The organism is Bacillus sp. AR13-1 (assembly GCF_008042285.1).
In the GTDB taxonomy this organism is placed as follows: Bacteria; Bacillota; Bacilli; order Bacillales; family Bacillaceae_G; genus Bacillus_A; species Bacillus_A mycoides.
Genome location: NZ_QNUA01000039.1, coordinates 59,315 through 75,823, shown reverse-complemented (window position 1 = coordinate 75,823; position 16,509 = coordinate 59,315). Strand labels below are relative to the sequence as shown.

The window sequence follows — 16,509 nt, the reverse complement described above, 5'->3', positions numbered from 1 at the left end:
GCGTTCTTCTATAATTAGAAATTTTTGTGTAACGGAGGAGTTTTTTCATGGATAAGAAAATCGAAGTCCTATCAACGACGCGTATTAAATATTCGTCTGACTTGTATAAAATTGTTGATGGTTTGAATCGTACGTTAAAAGAGCAGGACCTCATGTTCGGATTAGCATTAGACGAAAAAGATAAAGAAACAGCTGTATTTACGATTTACAGAACGTAGTGATACAATGAAAAAGTGGATCTTTACAATCATTATCGTTATCGTTGCTAGCGGAATATATGGGGCATATGTTTATAATAAAGCGATGGAAAAGAAAATTCCAAAAGAGTCAAAGTCTGTAGAAATTGCGAAAGAAAAGGCAAAGCTTACAAAGGTAAATACTGTTGATTATTATAATGGGAAATCTTCATATACAGTCGTACAAGGTACAGATGAAAAAGGAGAACAACTTATCGTTTGGGTGCCTGATAAAAAAGGAAATGTCCTTGTGAAGAAAAAGAGCGAAGGTATTTCTAAAAAAGAAGCTTTGCAAAAATTGGCTGAACAAGCTACAGGAGAAGGTGCTGAGCCGAAGCCGAAACCAAAAGAAATTATAAAAGTAAAATTAGGTGCTCAAAACGATATTCCATTGTGGGAAATTACATATATTGATCAGGAAGATCGTTATACGTATTACTATTTAGAGTTTCAAAATGGGGTTTATGCTGGACACTACAGCATTGAAAAATAGATGTAGGGGGAACTACAAATGAAATTAGCAAAGCGAGTAGCTGCTTTAACACCATCTGCAACTTTAGAAATTACAGCAAAGGCACAAGCATTAAAAGCAGAAGGTCATGATGTAATTGGATTAGGAGCAGGAGAACCTGACTTTAATACGCCAAAACATATTATGGATGCTGCGCATAAAGCGATGTTAGAAGGACATACGAAATATACACCAACAGGTGGATTACAAGCGTTAAAACAAGAAATTGTGAAGAAGTTTACTCGTGATCAAGGAATTGCGTATGATCCATCTGAAATTATTGTATGTAATGGTGCCAAGCATGCATTATATACATTATTCCAAGTGTTACTTGATGAAGGAGATGAAGTTATCATCCCAACTCCTTATTGGGTAAGTTATCCTGAGCAAGTAAAGCTTGCTGGTGGTAAGCCAGTTTATGTAGAAGGTCTAGAAGGCAATGAGTACAAAATTACAGCAAAGCAGCTGCGTGAGGCAATTACAGAGAAAACGAAAGCTGTTATTATTAATTCACCGAGCAATCCAACAGGGATGATTTACAGCAAAGAAGAATTACAACAGCTTGGAGAAGTATGTTTAGAGCATGATATCTTAATCGTTTCAGATGAGATTTATGAAAAATTAATTTATGGTGACGCGGAATATACTTCAATTGCCCAGCTTTCTAATGTATTAAAAGAACAAACACTTATTATTAATGGTGTATCTAAATCACATTCTATGACAGGTTGGCGTATTGGATATGCAGCAGGAAATAAGCAGCTTATTAAAGCGATGACGAACTTAGCGAGTCATAGTACGTCAAACCCTACTTCAATCGCTCAATACGGTGCAATTGCTGCGTATGCAGGCTCACAAGAACCTGTAGAAACAATGCGTCAAGCGTTTGAAGAAAGATTGAACATTATTTATGATAAATTAATTCAAATTCCTGGTTTCACTTGTATTAAGCCACAAGGTGCTTTTTACTTATTCCCAAATGTAAAAGAAGCCGTAGCGTTAGCTGGGTATGATACAGTTGATGAGTGGGCAAAAGCATTATTAGAAGAAGAAAAGGTGGCTCTTGTTCCAGGTACAGGATTTGGTGCACCAAATAACGTTCGATTATCGTATGCGACATCTCTTGAGCAAGTTGAGAAAGCATTAGAACGAATTCATACGTTCATGAAAAGTAAAGTACAGGCTTAATCGTCTGTTTCTTGTAGTAAATGGCAAAAAACCTCCCTATATATAGGGAGGTTTTTTTGACGAATTGTGGCAAAAAGAAATGGCTAAAGGTGTGTTATACTAGAGAACGAGGTGTTTGGTGATGAAAAAGAAAATGATGTTACAATGGTTTGAACAGGGAAGCATAGCGATTCCTAAATTGCTTATGATGCATTATAAAAAGCTAGGTTTAAATGAGACGGAATTTATGGTAGTACTTCATGTACACACATTTTTAGAATCAGGTAATTCGTTCCCGACTCCTTCAGAGATTTCAGAACGGATGACGATAACAGAAATGAAATGCATGGAAGTGATTCAGACTTTAATCCAAAAAGGTTTTTTAGCACTAGAAGGTGGACGAAGATCTGAAGCGATGATGTGTGAAAGTTATTCTTTACAACCACTGTGGGAAAAAATATTGCACTTTTTAATGAATGAATCTATAGAGGAAGAGCAAAAAGAACAAAAGCAAATTCAAGTAAATTTATATACAGTATTTGAAAAAGAATTCGGAAGACCACTTTCGCCATTTGAATGTGAAACATTAGGGATGTGGGAAGATCAAGATCAACACCATCCGAATTTAATTCAAGCGGCTCTTCGTGAAGCTGTTATGAGTGGTAAACTTAATTTCCGGTATATTGATCGTATTTTGTTTGAGTGGAAAAAGAACGGAATTAAAACGGTAGATCAAGCGCAAAATCAAGGCCAGAAATTTAGAGCGAATCAACAACGCACACAGCAAACGACAAAACAAGAGACGAAATTTACTGGGAAAGTGCCTTTTTATAATTGGTTGGAGCAGTAGTGTAGGAGGAAAGATATGTTGAACAAAACGCAAATTCGTTATTGTTTAGATACAATGGCGGATATGTATCCAGAAGCGCATTGTGAATTAATTCATGATAATCCATTTGAACTTGTAATCGCAGTGGCATTATCTGCGCAATGTACAGATGCACTTGTGAATAAAGTGACGAAAAACTTATTTCAAAAATATAAAACACCAGAAGATTATTTAAGTGTGTCTTTAGAAGAATTACAACAAGATATACGTTCCATTGGATTGTTTAGAAATAAGGCGAAAAATATTCAAAAATTGTGCCGGATGTTACTAGATGATTATAACGGGAAAGTTCCAGAAGACCGTGATGAGCTGACGAAATTACCAGGAGTAGGGAGAAAGACAGCGAATGTAGTTGTTTCGGTAGCATTTGGGATTCCAGCGATTGCTGTTGATACGCATGTAGAGAGAGTGAGTAAACGGTTAGCAATTTGTAGATGGAAAGATTCTGTGTTAGAAGTGGAAAAGACATTGATGAAGAAGATTCCAATGGATGAGTGGGGAGTTACACACCACCGTATGATTTTCTTCGGACGTTATTACTGTAAGGCGCAGCGACCACAATGTGAAGAGTGTCGATTACTAGAAATATGTCGCGAAGGAAAGAAACGAATGAAGGGGAAATAAAGGATGGAGCGAGTTATAGAAATACCGAAAGAGTTTCGGTGCGTACCATTTTTTAAAGAGAGTGCAAATTCGATTACGTATCACACAGACCAATCTTTTGAAGAAATAATACAAAATACTTACTTTATATTTGATATTGAAAGAAAATATGAGCCATGGAATGAAATTGAAACAAGTATTCCAGCGGTGTTAAATATATGGAAAAGCAAGCATGAAGAAATTGCTATACTATTTCGGAACAGAAAAAAACAAGAAGCTGAGGGTCCGATGATTCTTTTTGCAGCACACTTGCTATCGATTGTATATTGGCTAAATGAGAAGCCTGTTCATAGTTTGTATGAGATACAAGTAAATACGAATGAATTGGAAGCACAACCTGTTAATTTTATAGAACGATACTCATTTATTATAAAGAAACCGAGTAATTATCATTCGTATATTCAATTAGCACAGTTGTATATTGAAATAGAAAAGCTACATGTTAAGAAAATGATAACAAAAAAGAAGTCCTTTTCTCGTTAAGAGTAAGGACTTCTTTTTTGTTATTAAGACTCTGATGTAACAACATCTCCGTCTGCGTGAGGTGTATCTCCTCCGGTATTCTGTTGGTGCTGCTCTTCTTCAGCTTTTTTTCTAGCTTCTTCTTCAGCTTTTTTTCTAGCTTCTTCTTCAGCTTTTTTCTTAGCTTCCTCTTCAGCTTTCTTCTTAGCCTCTTCTTCAGCAGCTTTCTTTTGAGCTTCTTCTTGCTGTTTACGTTGTTGTTCTTGTTCTTGTTGCTGTTGTTGCTGTTGTTGCTGTTGTTGCTGTTGTTGCTGTTGTTGCTGTTGTTGCTGTTGTTGCTGCTTACGCTGATCTTCTTCAGCTTTTTTTGTAGCTTCTTCTTGTTTTAGTTTATCTTCATTGGCCTTTTTCAGGGCCTCTTCGTCAACCTTCTTCTTAGCCTCTTCGTCAGCTTTTTTCGCATCTGGAGTTCCGCCAGGGGCAGTGAAGGATGCACCAACTGCAGGGCTTGTTCCAGTACCCTTTTTCGCTACTACAGAGAAACTGTAAGTAACACCTGGTTTAATACCACCAAGAGTAGCTGTCGTACCGCTTACTGATAAGCTACCACTAGAACCGTCAGTAGCTTTATAGCTTGCTGCGTATGCATCAACATCTGATGATGGTCCAGACCAGTTCAGTGTCACTGTGCTAGCGCCATCGAAAGCGACATTAAGGCCACTAGGTGGATCTACTTTAATTTGTTTAACTGCATCTTTTTTCGCACCTTTTACGTACAATTCTCCGTTTATTTCTTGAACAGAAGAAGGACGTTCGAAACGAGATTTATCTGTAGCGAATTTGCTCATCATTACTTGGAACATTTGTTGTGCAATTTTAGTATAACGATCGCTAATGTAATTTTCTGGACCATTCTTTTCGTAACCAGTCCACACAGCCATCGTATATTGTGGTGTATATCCAGCGAACCAGCTATCTCTGTTCGCATCAGCTGGGATGCCATATTTTTTTATATCTTTTGCATCAAAGTTTTGTGTTCCTGTTTTACCAGCAACGTCGAATCCAGAAACATATGCTGTTGGCCCTGTACCGCCAGAACCAGGTTTTACTACGTCACGAAGAACATCAGTAACCATGTAAGCTGTATGGTCGTGCATTGCACGTTGTTCTTTCGGTTTAAAGCTTTTCTTTTTCCCGTCTGGGAAGATGACTTCTTTTACGAAGTGAGGTTTATTATAAACACCGTCATTTCCAAATGCTGCATAAGCTCCAGCGACATCTAACGGAGAGCCTTCATTACTACCGATTGCAGTAGATTCATATGCTTTCCCATCTTTAAACGTCATTCCTAAACCTTCAGCAAACTCTTGTGCCTTAGGAATACCGACTGCTTGAGCTGTTTTTAAAGCCGGGATGTTTAATGACTTCTTCAATGCTTCACGAAGTGAAACGTCACCTTTAAAATTACCTGTAGCATTTTTAATCTTTGTGCCATCAGAGTAAGTATATTCAGAGTCATTTAATTGATGATAAGTAGACCATTGAAGGTTTTCAATTGCAGGACCATAGTCGAAAATTGGTTTCATTGTTGAACCAACTTGGCGTTTTAAATCAACTGCCATATTATGACCTTTGAAAGTAGACTTACTTTCTTTACGACCAGCGCCGATTGCTCGAACTTCTCCAGACTGAGTATCCATAAATACGAATGATCCTTGGAATTGATCGTTTGGATACTTGATGAGATTCCCATCCATAATTTTTTCAGCGTAATCCTGAGCATCTTGATCAAGTGTTGTATGAATCGTTAAACCGTCTGAACCGATATTTATATCAGGGTATTCTTTTTCAACTTCCTTTACAACAGCATCTATAAATGCCTGATACTTCATTTCAGTCACTTCTGAAGATGGAAGAAGTCCTTGTGTTACAGGGATTTGCATTGCATCATTCATTTCTTGTTTCGTTATATACCCGTGTCGGTTCATTAATGTTAATACGATATTACGACGTTTCGTTGCTCTATCAACGTTATCTGGTTTTGTTGGATCATAAATGTTAGGACCTTGGGGTAAACCAGCGAGCATTGCAGCTTCGTGTAGTTGTATGTCTTTTAAATCTTTGCCGTAATATTTTTTTGCTGCTGTTGAAATACCGTAAGAGCGATTACCGAGGTTAATCTTATTTAAGTACATTTCTAAAATTTCATGTTTTGAGTACTGTTGCTCTAACTTATAAGATAAGTACCATTCCTGCACTTTTCTTTTTGCAGTTTTGTCCATCGTTAGAAAATAGTTTTTAACTACTTGCTGTGTAATCGTACTACCACCTTGTGATCCAAAACCACCAGTGACATTTTCCATGACTGCCATTCCAGTACGTCTAAAATCAATTCCATTATGATCGTAGAAACGAGCATCCTCAGTCGCAAGGAATGCACTTTCAATTACTTTTGGAATTTGATCGTATGTAACATGGGTTCGTTTTTCAGCACCGTATTCATAGAAGAAATTCCCGTTTTTATCAAGGAATTTTGTTGATAAAGGATTGACTAGCTTTGATTTGTCTAGTTTTGGAGCGTCCTTTACCATAACAAAGAAGGCCGAAACGCCAGCTACGAGACCGACGATACCAAGAAGTAGACAACCTATAAGAAATCTCTTGAAAAAGGAACCTTTTTTCTTTGGTTTTTCTTCTTTATTATTTGTTTCTTTCGTTTGATTTTTTACATGATTTCGTTCTGTACGAGAACGATAATTATCTGACATTATACTTTCTCCTACCTTTCATTCTCTCCCCCAAAAGTCGAAAAAAGAGCCTTAGTGATGACTCTATCACGAAAAATAAACCGTGTCTAGTACGCGGATATAATCAATTCGAGGGTGATAACCGCATGATAATAAAGACCCATGCTCTTCTATTTCTTGTTTTGTAATCGATTTACGTCCACCAGTGTTTTGACGATTCCAAAATGCAATAATATGTTTTGCATCTAATAAATAAAATTCATCAAAAAGTGTAAATTTAATAATAACAAATGCAATTCCATTATGAGCGACTACTTGCTTCATATGTTCAATTTGATGAAGGTGGAAGTTTTGAAGTGGAAAACTGGTTTTATTTTTAGTTTCTTTCGCTTCAAAATCGATGTATTTCCCTTTGTATACACCGTTGTAATCTGTTGTAGAAGGTTGTTTGAAATACGCTTCTTTTACCACTGCAGCACTTCGAGCGGGGTAATCTACTTTTACAATTTGAAGAGGTGTAGGTTTTTTATGTACGCATGCAATATTATGGGTTAAGTAATATTGATTGGTTTCATTCAATTCCTCTTCAAGGGACATACCTCTATTACTGTAAGTATGTTTTTTTATTGGTGTTTTATGAGGTTGTGAAGCTTGATCGTACCTTTTTCCATTTGGGTAACGAATGGTCATATTTTGTCCACTCCCAACTTGATAAGAATTACTTACAAAGGTGATTATATCAAAAAATGAAAAAAGATGTGACCTTTTTCAAGAAAGGTATGGTGACTTACTCATGTTTCGATGGAATGACTATGAAAAAATTAAACAGAACCGTAATGATATTTTTTGTACAGAAGAGGAAAAAGTTATAGTTCTTACTATTAAGGAGAGAACGGATGTAGCTAACGTAGATAATATTTCACGTACACAATCTTACCAAGAATATTATTTGAGAAATAGAGAAATTAGATGGTCTTTTTTAGCGAGTATGGTTTCAAGGAATGGGGGATGGAACATGACAGATTTAGAAGGAGAATATTATTCTAATCTTTTATCTCAAACAGTTAAGAGACGATTATTTCTTTTGTATGAGAAAGCCAATTGGCTCATTTTCTTAGATGCATTTCCTCAACTATTACTGTATGAGGAAAGTAAAAAGAGATGTGCGCCGCTCTTCCATTTGTTACAATTTTTCAACATATCAATTTTTATGGAAAAAGAATGGGTCGCGTTTTGGGAGAAAAAAGATATAAATAGGCTTATGACGGCACTTATTATTAATGAACAAAATAAAATTCAAAAACCAGTAATTGAGAATGCATACTTTCAAAAACACGTATTTGATACTGCACTGTTCAAATTTCAAGAAATATTTCATGTTAGTGCAGTTATTTTTCCAACGGTGGAAGGGGGAATGTATGGATTTTCAGTTTATCAATTTGAAACGTTGCAAAAACGTATAGAACTGGGGAAGCAATTAGCTTGGTTACTATTTCATTCAAAGTATAAGTCTTCTTTTTATAAATTTGCAGTGCAAACTAGGCATACAGGGTCAAGAATGGATTATGAATGTAATATAAGGGGAATTAGAAAATCATGTACGCCGGCTCTTCGGGAAGTGTATTCTATTGTCACTCATGAAAAATTAATTGAAAAAGATTGGTTTAGTGAAGGGTTGGAAATAGATTCATTATTTTTACTTGAAAAACCTAAGGGAGAAATTAATATAACAGAATGGTATAGAAAGAAGAGGGAGCAAATACATACTCTTTCTATATTAAGTAGTTTTGTTAAAAGAATAGATGAGTTCATGATATAATAAAGAAGTCCCGCCTTCTTAAATGAAGGCGGGACTTCTTTATTAAAAGTAATAAGCTCTACAACAAGTTACTTTCTAATCGGTTATTTGTCGGCAGTACGACTTTAACTTCAACATTTATCGAAAGCGAAGAGGTAAGATAGACTAGAAAATAGTTGTTTGTAAAAGCCACTTTGGTTAAAGTGTCATTTTATCCCGCTATTTGCGGACAGTAAAACTCCCACCTCAAAATTTGGCTGGAGCAAAGAAGGTAGGTGGAAGCCCTGCTGTCCGTAAACACCCGATTGGTGCGGGTTGATAATCAGTGGGGGATGAACAAAACCCCACTGATTAAAGTTTCACTTTATGTAGCGGGGAAATTTGGACCATCAAGCTTTGGATTACCAGTCTCAGGTTGGTTTTGTTGTTTGTTTTGCTTTTTCTTTTTTTCGTTTTTATTTTTTGCCATCGTAATACACCTCCTTTTTGTATTGTTACCATTTCTAATAATGGCATACTAAATGATTTCTTTGACGAATATCAACTAGTTTTGTCATGTGAGAAGGAGTAATTAATCAATCGGCGAAATTACATGACAAAGGAAAGGCAAAGAAGGGGGCGTTTTAAATATGGCGATGGTTCAGAAGGAAGATGTTATGAAAAAAATGGATCAAATGTTAAGTTCTCTCGATTTGCTGGAAATGAAGATTGGGATTAGAATGAATCATGCATTGAAGGATAAAGGTGAAAAAATATGCAATAAGATAGAAATAACAGAAATGCATATAGAACATATGGAAAATAAATTAGTGCATCACGAAGAAAAAGGGAGCTGGGTAAAGACATTTCAAAACGTCGTAGTGAGTGCATAATAAGGTGGGAACAAAATGGGACATGAAGCATTAATCCAGTCTTCGGAGAAGTTAATGCAGTATAATGATGAAGCGAATGTGAAAAAAAGAGAGATGGCTGAATATGATTTTTATAAGGATATGAAGCCATTTGTTGATATTGTAGATGCGGAGTTAGAGATGTGGAAAGAATTAGCTTATAGGTGGATAAAGGAAGAACGACCTAAGTATATACATGTACAACAAATTGATCAAGTGTATGATAATTTACAAACTAATGTGCTACAATGTTTTGTTAATAAGGGAAAAGGCAAACGTTTCTTTGAAACTCATCAAGCTATTTCGTATACTTTGCAAAATATCGTAGATCAATGTAAATAACAAGAGGGAAAACCCTCTTGTTTTTTTATGCCTCTGTCACTGTTGTAGGTTTTGTTGCACCGTTTATTTCTAACTCTCGTATTAATGTTCGGTAATCTGATATGCATACTTTTCCTTCAAGATAACAATGTCTTGCAAAGTCTAACAGTTCATTCGAATTTTCTGTGTAATACCCCTTTTTTTGAGAAAACGCTTGTTTTAAATCCCCTAATACCATGTTGATTCCTCCCCCATGAGAATCTTCTTCCTTATTATCATAGCATGGAAGGGTTTACTTTCTAATTTTTTTAAAAATTTAAACTTCCGACAAAAACAGACAGGTACTCCGTCACACATTTTATTTTATAGGTACATATTCTATATGTAGAAACTTATGCCAAGGAGGAGAGAATGCATGTTTCAACAACCTAATGTATATCAGCAAGCAAATCCATATGCACAGCAAAATATGTACCAATATAATGAGGATACATATTTGCGATATAATATGTATCCTTTCGAGCCTCATTATGGAAACCAAAATTATTATCAACCATTTGAAGTGTCTTTTGGGAATCAACCGCAGCAAGCGCATATGAATCAACCGCAACAAGCATATACGAATCAACCACAGCAAGCGTATATGAATCAACCGCAACAACCACACATGAATCAGTCGCAACAAGCGTATATGAACCAACCGCAACAACCGCACATGGATCAGTCGCAACAACCGCATATGAATCAGCCGCAGCAAATGTATACGAATCAACCACAGCAAGCGTATATGAATTCACAAAACTACATGTCGCCAGCTCAATATGTAAATCAACAAGCTATGTTTTATCCACCAAAACAACCATATCCAACGATGAATAAACAAAAGCAACAGCAACAGCAACCAAGTCAGTTTTCTAGTTTTGTTTCACAATTTAAATCATCAGATGGTAACTACGATGTAAATAAAATGATGAACACGGCTGGACAAATGATGAACGCGATGAATCAAGTAACAGGGATTGTTAAGCAAGTCGGGGGCTTTTTTGGTAAATAATAGTAGGGGGTTGTCTATAATAGGTATTACGTATGAAATTGGATACTAGACAAATTTCCATGAAATAAATGGGTATATATAACAAGCGGCTTTAGCCCCTCGCTCATATTGTAAAGTGTAGTCAGATTTTTTTAATGAGAGAGGAGAGAAAAAACTATGCATCATTGTCATCCTTGCTTTGGAGGGCATAAGCCTGTAGGACCTATTTGTACGACAGCTCCTGTCATTCATCCAACGAAACAATGCGTAACACATTCTTTTTCAACAACGGTGGTGCCACACATTTTTCCAACCCATACAACGCATGTTCATCATCAACAAATTAAAAATCAAGGCTTCTTCCCACAAACAAACTCGAACGTAAACGTTGTAGATCCTGGTGATCCAGGATTTGGCGGTGGATCTGTTGGTGGATTTGGCGGTGGATGTGGACCATGCGGTCATGGCCATCATCACCATGGGCATCAAATATCACCATTTGGACCAGGACCGAATGTATCACCATATGGACCAGGACCGAACGTATCACCATATGGACCAGGACCGAACGTATCACCATTTGGACCAAATATCGGACCAAACGTTGGTGGAATGTTTAAAAAGTAAATGATATGTTAGAACTAGCGAAATGCTAGTTCTTTTTTTGTAATTGGAGTGTTGATATGAAGGTTGTTGCTGTAACAGGATATAAGCCGTTTGAACTTGGAATATTTAAAAATGATCATCCAGGAGTAGAGTGTATAAAAAAGGCGCTGCGTCGTAAATTAACTGTTTTTGTAGAAGAAGGTTTGGAGTGGGTTATTATAAGTGGTCAGTTAGGAGTAGAGCTATGGGCTGCTGAAGTTGTTTTTGAAATTCAAGTAGAATATCCAAATTTAAAATTAGCTGTATTTACTCCTTTTTTAGAACAAGAGGAAAATTGGAAGGAAGATAACCGTGAATATTACGAATTTATTCTTTCACAAGCAGATCATATTGATAGTATTACGAAACGGAAGTACGAAAGCCCAGAGCAATTTAAATTAAAGAATCAATTTTTTATTGAAAAAAGCGATGCACTTTTAGCTGTATATGATGAAGAAAAGTCTGGGAGCCCTAAATATATTGTAGAAGCAGCTAAGAAAAAAGGAGAAATAGAAAATTATCACAGTTATTTCATTCTTTTTTCTGATTTACAAGATATAATGGAAGAGGAACAGTGGAATAATGCAGAGTAATATGTAATATAGTACTCGTATATTTGATTGACAAAAGGCGTTGTTTCTGAAAAAATTTAGTTAATGAAAGCTTTGGCAAAAATTTGAGGTGAAGAAAATGATTTCGGATAAAATTAAATTAACAGCGAAAGATATTTTAGAAAAAGAATTTAAAACAGGTATGAGAGGTTATCAACAAGAAGAAGTAGATAAGTTTCTTGATATGATTATTAAAGATTATGAAGCTTTTCATAAGGAATTTGATCAATTAAAACAACAAAATGCTCGTTTGAAACGTGAATTAGAAGAACAAAAAGTAGCGGCAACACAAGTTCCGCAACAACCGGTACAAACACCAGTTGCACAACCAGTGTATAACAATACGAATACGGATATTTTAAAACGTCTATCTAATTTAGAAAAAGCTGTATTTGGAAGTAAGTTATACGAATAAATTAAGGTAACAAAAAGGTTAAAGCATTTTACATAGAAAAAAACATTGCAAAATCTTTTTGTTTCCACTATACTAATGTTTGTCATAACGTTTGGGTAATCGCTGCAACGCCAACGTTGTAGAGGAAAGTCCATGCTCGCACGGCCTGAGATGGCTGTAGTGTTCGTGCCTAGCCAAGTCATAAGCTAGGGTATTCTGGCTGCAAGGCTGGTTTAACGGCAGGGAAAAAACCTAAGTCCTTTCGGATATGGTTTGACTACCTTTAAAGTGCCACAGTGACGAAGTCCTTGAAGAAATGATAGGAGTGGAACGAGGTAAACCCCACGAGCGAGAAACCCAAATAATGGTAGGGGAATCTTTTCCAAGGAAATGAACGACGGAAAAGGACAGGTTTTCGTAACCTGTAGATAGATGATTACCACCGGAGTACGAGGCGTGGGCCGTTTGCAGTACAAAGGAACAGAACATGGCTTACAGAACGTTATGAACCAACTATGAAATAACTCAGCTCTCCTTTGTTAGAGGAGGGCTTTTTATTTGTATGAAGTTATAAGTTGTGAGTTAAAATGGTAAGTGAGAATATTCTTCGTAATATGTGATAATTAATAGGACAACATGTTATTAATTATTGTTTGATTATACATAAGAGGTGAATGCAAATGGGAAAAGTTACTTTAATTGCAACAGCGGCAATGGGTATTGAAGCGTTAGTTGCCCGAGAAGTTCGCGATCTTGGTTATGAATGTGAAGTGGAAAACGGAAAGGTAACGTTTGAAGCGGATGAAAAAGCGATTTGTCGTACGAATTTATGGTTACGTACTGCAGACCGTGTGAAAATTAAAGTCGGCGAATTTAAAGCAACAACATTCGATGAGTTATTTGAAAAAACAAAAGCGTTAAACTGGGGAGATTATATTCCAGAGAACGGAGAATTTCCTGTTATTGGGAAATCTTTGAAATCAACATTATTTAGCGTTTCAGACTGCCAACGTATCGTTAAAAAGGCTGTTGTTGAGAAATTAAAAACAACGTATAGACGCACAACTTGGTTTGAAGAAGATGGACCGTTATTCCGTATTGAAATTGCAATGCTCAAGGATATTGCGACGTTAACAATCGATGCGAGTGGTGTAGGTCTTCATAAACGTGGATACCGTCTTGAGCAAGGTGAAGCGCCTTTAAAAGAAACATTAGCTGCGTCTTTAATTAAGTTAACAAACTGGAAGGCGGATCGTCCTTTCGTTGATCCTTTCTGTGGATCTGGTACAATTCCAATTGAAGCTGCATTAATTGGACAAAATATCGCACCAGGATTTAACCGAGGCTTTGCATCGGATGAATGGGGCTGGGTTGGTAAACAAAATTGGCGCGAAGCTCGTCAAGAAGCTGAAGATTTAGCTAATTATAATCAACCATTGCAAATCATTGGATCAGATATCGATCACCGTATGATAAGAGTTGCCCAAGATAACGCAGAAGAAGTTGGATTAGGGGATCTTATATCATTTAAACAAATGCAAGTAAAAGATTTCACGACAAAAGAGGAATATGGCTATGTTGTAACGAATCCTCCATACGGAGAACGTTTAAGTGAAAGAGCGCTTGTTGAAAAATTATATAAAGAAATGGGAGAGGTATTCCGCCCATTAGATACGTGGTCAATGTATTTATTAACAAGTTATGAAGCATTTGAGAAATGTTATGGGAAAGATGCATCGAAAAAGCGTAAACTGTTTAACGGATTTATCCGTACAGATTACTATCAATACTTCGGAAAGCGTCCACCGCGTAATTCATAGTATAAAACTCCTCCAGCACGCATATACTGGCTATTATGTAATGCGTAAAGGAGGAAGTGATATGGATAGTTTCCAATTATCGATGATTCAAAAAGCTATTCACCGTACGTATGATGAGCTCGGAAAAGAAGTGGATAGTCAAGGTGCAATTGTAGATGGAATACAAAAAGCGCAGGAAGAATATTTGTCAGCTCTTTCACATGAAACAGCGATTGATAAACGTTATTTAAGGTCATTAATATAGAAAAAAATTTTCCTTTTTCGAAAGGAAAATTTTTTTTCGTGTATTTCTATGTATTGTAACAGGGGAAAGTGGCTGCACACATGTGAGTAGCAGTTGCTATATCTTTTTATAGAAAAACTGTTTGGTTGGAGGCTAAGGATGTTTACTGAGAATAGGTTACCATTTGAAGTAGGAAAACAAGATAATTTTTATGATAAGTTGAATGAGTGGATTGGAGATGTGTTTTACGACATTCTTCCGGAAAAAGGCTTTGAAGAGCGTGATGAACAGATTTTTATGGCGTTTCAGTTAGAGCGCGCTTTCCAAGAGAAGAAAGTTATGTTTGCAGAAGCAGGTGTAGGAACAGGGAAAACAATTGTATATCTTTTATATGCAATTTGTTATGCACGTTATACAGGGAAGCCGGCTATTATCGCTTGTGCAGATGAAACGTTAATTGAGCAGCTTGTGAAAGAAGAAGGAGACATTGCTAAGTTATCTGAAGCATTAGGGCTATCTGTTGATGTTAGACTTGCGAAGTCAATGGATAATTATTTATGTTTACGTAAACTTGAAGATGTTATGAGTGGACGAGCTCCAGAAGTAATTGAAGATGTATATTACGAATTACCTCAGTTCGTATTCGATCATGGTACGATGCAGAACTTTACTCACTATGGTGATCGAAAAGAATTTCCACTGTTAAATGACGAGGAATGGTCAAAGGTAAACTGGGATTACTTCCAAGATTGCTTCACTTGTGATTCTCGTCATCGTTGTGGTCAAACTCTTTCGCGCGAGCATTATCGTAAAGCGGCAGATTTAATCATTTGTTCTCAAGATTTCTATATGGATCATATTTGGACGTACGAAGCTCGCAAACGTGAAGGACAAATTCCGTTATTACCAGAAAGTAGTTGCGTTGTATTCGATGAAGGGCATCTTGTAGAATATGCAGCTCAAAAAGCTTTAACGTACCGTTTAAAACAAACGATGATGGAGCAACTTTTAACGAGATTATTACAAAATGATATTCGTGAAGAGTTCGCACATTTAGTAGAAGAAACAATTTGGCAAACTGAACAATTCTTTGGGGTACTACAAGAGAATAAAAAGGAAATTGAAGGTTCTGATCGTTTAGAAATTACTGTGACAGAAAAGGTAACTGCAGAAGCGAAAAGACTTTATGCGAAAATCGGTGAAGTCGGTGATGCATTAGTATTTGAAAGTGAAATGCATACAGTAAACACATACGATTTAAATATTGTTGATGAGCATTTAGATGTGTTAGAGCATTCACTTCGTCTTTTCATGCACGAGAAAAATGTAATTACGTGGGGTGAAGAAGGCGATGGTGCTTTCACGTTAGTTATTATGCCGCGTGCAGTTGAAGAAGTGTTACAAGAAAAAGTATTCTCGAAGAAGATTCCATATATTTTCTCTTCTGCGACATTATCTGACAATGATTCGTTCGCATTTACTGCAAATAGTCTAGGGGTAAAAGATTACTTATCATTCTCAGTTGCTTCGCCGTTTGATTATGAAGAGCAAATGACAGTAAACTTACTTCCGTATACGAAAGAAAATGAATGGGAAAGAAAGTGTCAATATACACTTGAAAATATACAAAAAACAAATGGACGTACACTCGTATTATTCCGTACAACGCAAGAACTTGCAGCGTTTAAAGAATATGTAAGTAAAGAGCAAATGTCAGTTCCGTTCCTATATGAAGGAGATCAAGAAATTAGTCAGCTCGTTTCTCGTTTCCAAAATGAAGAAGAGACTGTACTTTGTGCCGTTCATTTATGGGAAGGTTTAGACATTCCAGGTTCATCATTATCACATGTTATTATTTGGTCATTACCATTCCCTCCAAACGATCCTGTGTTTGAGGCGAAGCGTAAACATGTGAATGATCCATTCTGGGACGTAGATGTGCCTTATATGATTTTACGTCTTCGACAAGGAATTGGACGTTTAATTCGTACAAGTGAAGATAAAGGTGCTATATCATTATTCTTATCAGATAATGAAGATGAAAAAGTGATAGAAGCAGTGAAGAAAGTACTTCCGGTAGAAGGAAAAGTACTTTAAGC

The 16,509-nt window shown here is 36.4% G+C and carries 20 protein-coding genes and 1 other RNA gene; 17 read left to right on the top strand and 4 right to left on the bottom strand.

Annotated elements, in window-relative coordinates:
- The first annotated feature begins 47 nt into the window (after positions 1–47).
- The 6 genes from DN408_RS24545 to DN408_RS24520 all read left to right on the top strand — a co-directional run bounded on the left by DN408_RS24545 (position 48) and on the right by DN408_RS24520 (position 3,949).
- A complete protein-coding gene (locus tag DN408_RS24545) occupies positions 48–218 on the top strand; it encodes a YpmA family protein (RefSeq protein WP_002086589.1) in 171 nt (56 codons plus the stop codon).
- A gap of 7 nt (positions 219–225) precedes the next feature.
- On the top strand, positions 226–729 hold the full coding sequence (locus DN408_RS24540; RefSeq protein ID WP_002086588.1) for a cell wall elongation regulator TseB-like domain-containing protein: 504 nt from the start codon (positions 226–228) through the stop codon (positions 727–729).
- Between the two features lie 18 nt (positions 730–747).
- Positions 748–1,935, top strand: a complete 1,188-nt coding sequence (gene aspB / locus DN408_RS24535) for an aspartate transaminase AspB (protein WP_002011860.1) — start codon at positions 748–750, stop codon at positions 1,933–1,935.
- A gap of 121 nt (positions 1,936–2,056) precedes the next feature.
- On the top strand, positions 2,057–2,764 hold the full coding sequence (gene dnaD / locus DN408_RS24530; RefSeq protein WP_000728546.1) for a DNA replication protein DnaD: 708 nt from the start codon (positions 2,057–2,059) through the stop codon (positions 2,762–2,764).
- Between the two features lie 15 nt (positions 2,765–2,779).
- Positions 2,780–3,427 carry an endonuclease III gene (gene nth / locus DN408_RS24525; RefSeq protein WP_000933020.1) on the top strand — a complete coding sequence of 216 codons (648 nt, stop codon included), beginning with the start codon at positions 2,780–2,782 and terminating at the stop codon, positions 3,425–3,427.
- A gap of 3 nt (positions 3,428–3,430) precedes the next feature.
- Entirely contained in the window at positions 3,431–3,949 is a 519-nt protein-coding gene (locus DN408_RS24520) for a YpoC family protein (protein WP_033730526.1), read from the top strand.
- Positions 3,950–3,972: 23 nt separating this feature from the next.
- Here the strand turns inward: DN408_RS24520 and DN408_RS24515 are convergent, their stop codons facing one another.
- Positions 3,973–6,696 carry a PBP1A family penicillin-binding protein gene (locus DN408_RS24515; RefSeq protein ID WP_078177994.1) on the bottom strand — a complete coding sequence of 908 codons (2,724 nt, stop codon included), beginning with the start codon at positions 6,694–6,696 and terminating at the stop codon, positions 3,973–3,975.
- A gap of 66 nt (positions 6,697–6,762) precedes the next feature.
- Positions 6,763–7,365: a Holliday junction resolvase RecU gene (gene recU / locus DN408_RS24510; RefSeq protein ID WP_000155584.1), complete on the bottom strand. Its 603-nt coding sequence runs from the start codon at positions 7,363–7,365 to the stop codon at positions 6,763–6,765.
- Positions 7,366–7,468: 103 nt separating this feature from the next.
- Between recU and DN408_RS24505 the strand changes: the two genes are divergently transcribed.
- On the top strand, positions 7,469–8,494 hold the full coding sequence (locus DN408_RS24505) for a DUF2515 domain-containing protein (protein WP_002126479.1): 1,026 nt from the start codon (positions 7,469–7,471) through the stop codon (positions 8,492–8,494).
- A 343-nt stretch (positions 8,495–8,837) separates the two neighbouring features.
- Here DN408_RS24505 and DN408_RS32555 read toward each other — a convergent pair whose 3' ends face one another.
- Positions 8,838–8,984, bottom strand: coding sequence for a phage portal protein (locus tag DN408_RS32555; RefSeq protein ID WP_307838604.1), 147 nt, complete (start codon positions 8,982–8,984; stop codon positions 8,838–8,840).
- Positions 8,985–9,102: 118 nt separating this feature from the next.
- Here DN408_RS32555 and DN408_RS24500 point away from each other — a divergent pair, with 118 nt between their 5' ends.
- Both DN408_RS24500 and DN408_RS24495 read left to right on the top strand, forming a co-directional pair.
- Positions 9,103–9,345 (top strand): hypothetical protein, encoded by a 243-nt coding sequence (locus DN408_RS24500; RefSeq protein ID WP_002011865.1) that lies wholly within the window; start codon positions 9,103–9,105, stop codon positions 9,343–9,345.
- Between the two features lie 15 nt (positions 9,346–9,360).
- Complete coding sequence (locus DN408_RS24495; protein WP_002011864.1) at positions 9,361–9,705, top strand: YppE family protein; 345 nt, start codon at positions 9,361–9,363, stop codon at positions 9,703–9,705.
- Between the two features lie 25 nt (positions 9,706–9,730).
- Here the strand turns inward: DN408_RS24495 and DN408_RS24490 are convergent, their stop codons facing one another.
- The gene (locus DN408_RS24490) at positions 9,731–9,922 is read right to left on the bottom strand and encodes a YppF family protein (protein ID WP_002030817.1); all 192 of its coding nucleotides are present in this window, start codon (positions 9,920–9,922) and stop codon (positions 9,731–9,733) included.
- 177 nt (positions 9,923–10,099) lie between these two features.
- Here DN408_RS24490 and DN408_RS24485 point away from each other — a divergent pair, with 177 nt between their 5' ends.
- From DN408_RS24485 to DN408_RS24450, 8 genes are all read left to right on the top strand, one after another.
- Positions 10,100–10,738, top strand: coding sequence for a YppG family protein (locus DN408_RS24485; protein ID WP_078177995.1), 639 nt, complete (start codon positions 10,100–10,102; stop codon positions 10,736–10,738).
- A gap of 156 nt (positions 10,739–10,894) precedes the next feature.
- Positions 10,895–11,344 carry a CotD family spore coat protein gene (locus DN408_RS24480; RefSeq protein ID WP_061688856.1) on the top strand — a complete coding sequence of 150 codons (450 nt, stop codon included), beginning with the start codon at positions 10,895–10,897 and terminating at the stop codon, positions 11,342–11,344.
- Positions 11,345–11,400: 56 nt separating this feature from the next.
- Positions 11,401–11,955: an SLOG family protein gene (locus DN408_RS24475; protein WP_002030808.1), complete on the top strand. Its 555-nt coding sequence runs from the start codon at positions 11,401–11,403 to the stop codon at positions 11,953–11,955.
- Between the two features lie 97 nt (positions 11,956–12,052).
- Positions 12,053–12,388 carry a cell division regulator GpsB gene (gpsB, locus tag DN408_RS24470; protein ID WP_000622426.1) on the top strand — a complete coding sequence of 112 codons (336 nt, stop codon included), beginning with the start codon at positions 12,053–12,055 and terminating at the stop codon, positions 12,386–12,388.
- 87 nt (positions 12,389–12,475) lie between these two features.
- Positions 12,476–12,867: RNase P RNA component class B (gene rnpB / locus DN408_RS24465), an RNA gene on the top strand.
- A 180-nt stretch (positions 12,868–13,047) separates the two neighbouring features.
- On the top strand, positions 13,048–14,187 hold the full coding sequence (locus DN408_RS24460; protein ID WP_002011868.1) for a THUMP domain-containing class I SAM-dependent RNA methyltransferase: 1,140 nt from the start codon (positions 13,048–13,050) through the stop codon (positions 14,185–14,187).
- Between the two features lie 61 nt (positions 14,188–14,248).
- The gene (locus DN408_RS24455) at positions 14,249–14,431 is read left to right on the top strand and encodes a DUF3921 domain-containing protein (RefSeq protein ID WP_002126488.1); all 183 of its coding nucleotides are present in this window, start codon (positions 14,249–14,251) and stop codon (positions 14,429–14,431) included.
- Positions 14,432–14,569: 138 nt separating this feature from the next.
- Positions 14,570–16,507 (top strand): ATP-dependent DNA helicase, encoded by a 1,938-nt coding sequence (locus DN408_RS24450; protein ID WP_002011942.1) that lies wholly within the window; start codon positions 14,570–14,572, stop codon positions 16,505–16,507.
- Positions 16,508–16,509: the final 2 nt, after the last annotated feature.

Excerpts from the sequence above, each read along its gene's own strand:
- DN408_RS24545 (WP_002086589.1), top strand. The coding sequence starts at position 48 with ATGGATAAGAAAATCGAAGTCCTATCAACGACGCGTATTAAATATTCG.
- DN408_RS24540 (WP_002086588.1), top strand. The coding sequence starts at position 226 with ATGAAAAAGTGGATCTTTACAATCATTATCGTTATCGTTGCTAGCGGA.
- aspB (WP_002011860.1), top strand. The coding sequence starts at position 748 with ATGAAATTAGCAAAGCGAGTAGCTGCTTTAACACCATCTGCAACTTTA.
- dnaD (WP_000728546.1), top strand. The coding sequence starts at position 2,057 with ATGAAAAAGAAAATGATGTTACAATGGTTTGAACAGGGAAGCATAGCG.
- nth (WP_000933020.1), top strand. The coding sequence starts at position 2,780 with ATGTTGAACAAAACGCAAATTCGTTATTGTTTAGATACAATGGCGGAT.
- DN408_RS24520 (WP_033730526.1), top strand. The coding sequence starts at position 3,431 with ATGGAGCGAGTTATAGAAATACCGAAAGAGTTTCGGTGCGTACCATTT.
- DN408_RS24515 (WP_078177994.1), bottom strand. The coding sequence starts at position 6,696 with ATGTCAGATAATTATCGTTCTCGTACAGAACGAAATCATGTAAAAAAT.
- recU (WP_000155584.1), bottom strand. The coding sequence starts at position 7,365 with ATGACCATTCGTTACCCAAATGGAAAAAGGTACGATCAAGCTTCACAA.
- DN408_RS24505 (WP_002126479.1), top strand. The coding sequence starts at position 7,469 with ATGTTTCGATGGAATGACTATGAAAAAATTAAACAGAACCGTAATGAT.
- DN408_RS24500 (WP_002011865.1), top strand. The coding sequence starts at position 9,103 with ATGGCGATGGTTCAGAAGGAAGATGTTATGAAAAAAATGGATCAAATG.
- DN408_RS24495 (WP_002011864.1), top strand. The coding sequence starts at position 9,361 with ATGGGACATGAAGCATTAATCCAGTCTTCGGAGAAGTTAATGCAGTAT.
- DN408_RS24490 (WP_002030817.1), bottom strand. The coding sequence starts at position 9,922 with ATGGTATTAGGGGATTTAAAACAAGCGTTTTCTCAAAAAAAGGGGTAT.
- DN408_RS24485 (WP_078177995.1), top strand. The coding sequence starts at position 10,100 with ATGTTTCAACAACCTAATGTATATCAGCAAGCAAATCCATATGCACAG.
- DN408_RS24480 (WP_061688856.1), top strand. The coding sequence starts at position 10,895 with ATGCATCATTGTCATCCTTGCTTTGGAGGGCATAAGCCTGTAGGACCT.
- DN408_RS24475 (WP_002030808.1), top strand. The coding sequence starts at position 11,401 with ATGAAGGTTGTTGCTGTAACAGGATATAAGCCGTTTGAACTTGGAATA.
- gpsB (WP_000622426.1), top strand. The coding sequence starts at position 12,053 with ATGATTTCGGATAAAATTAAATTAACAGCGAAAGATATTTTAGAAAAA.
- DN408_RS24460 (WP_002011868.1), top strand. The coding sequence starts at position 13,048 with ATGGGAAAAGTTACTTTAATTGCAACAGCGGCAATGGGTATTGAAGCG.
- DN408_RS24455 (WP_002126488.1), top strand. The coding sequence starts at position 14,249 with ATGGATAGTTTCCAATTATCGATGATTCAAAAAGCTATTCACCGTACG.
- DN408_RS24450 (WP_002011942.1), top strand. The coding sequence starts at position 14,570 with ATGTTTACTGAGAATAGGTTACCATTTGAAGTAGGAAAACAAGATAAT.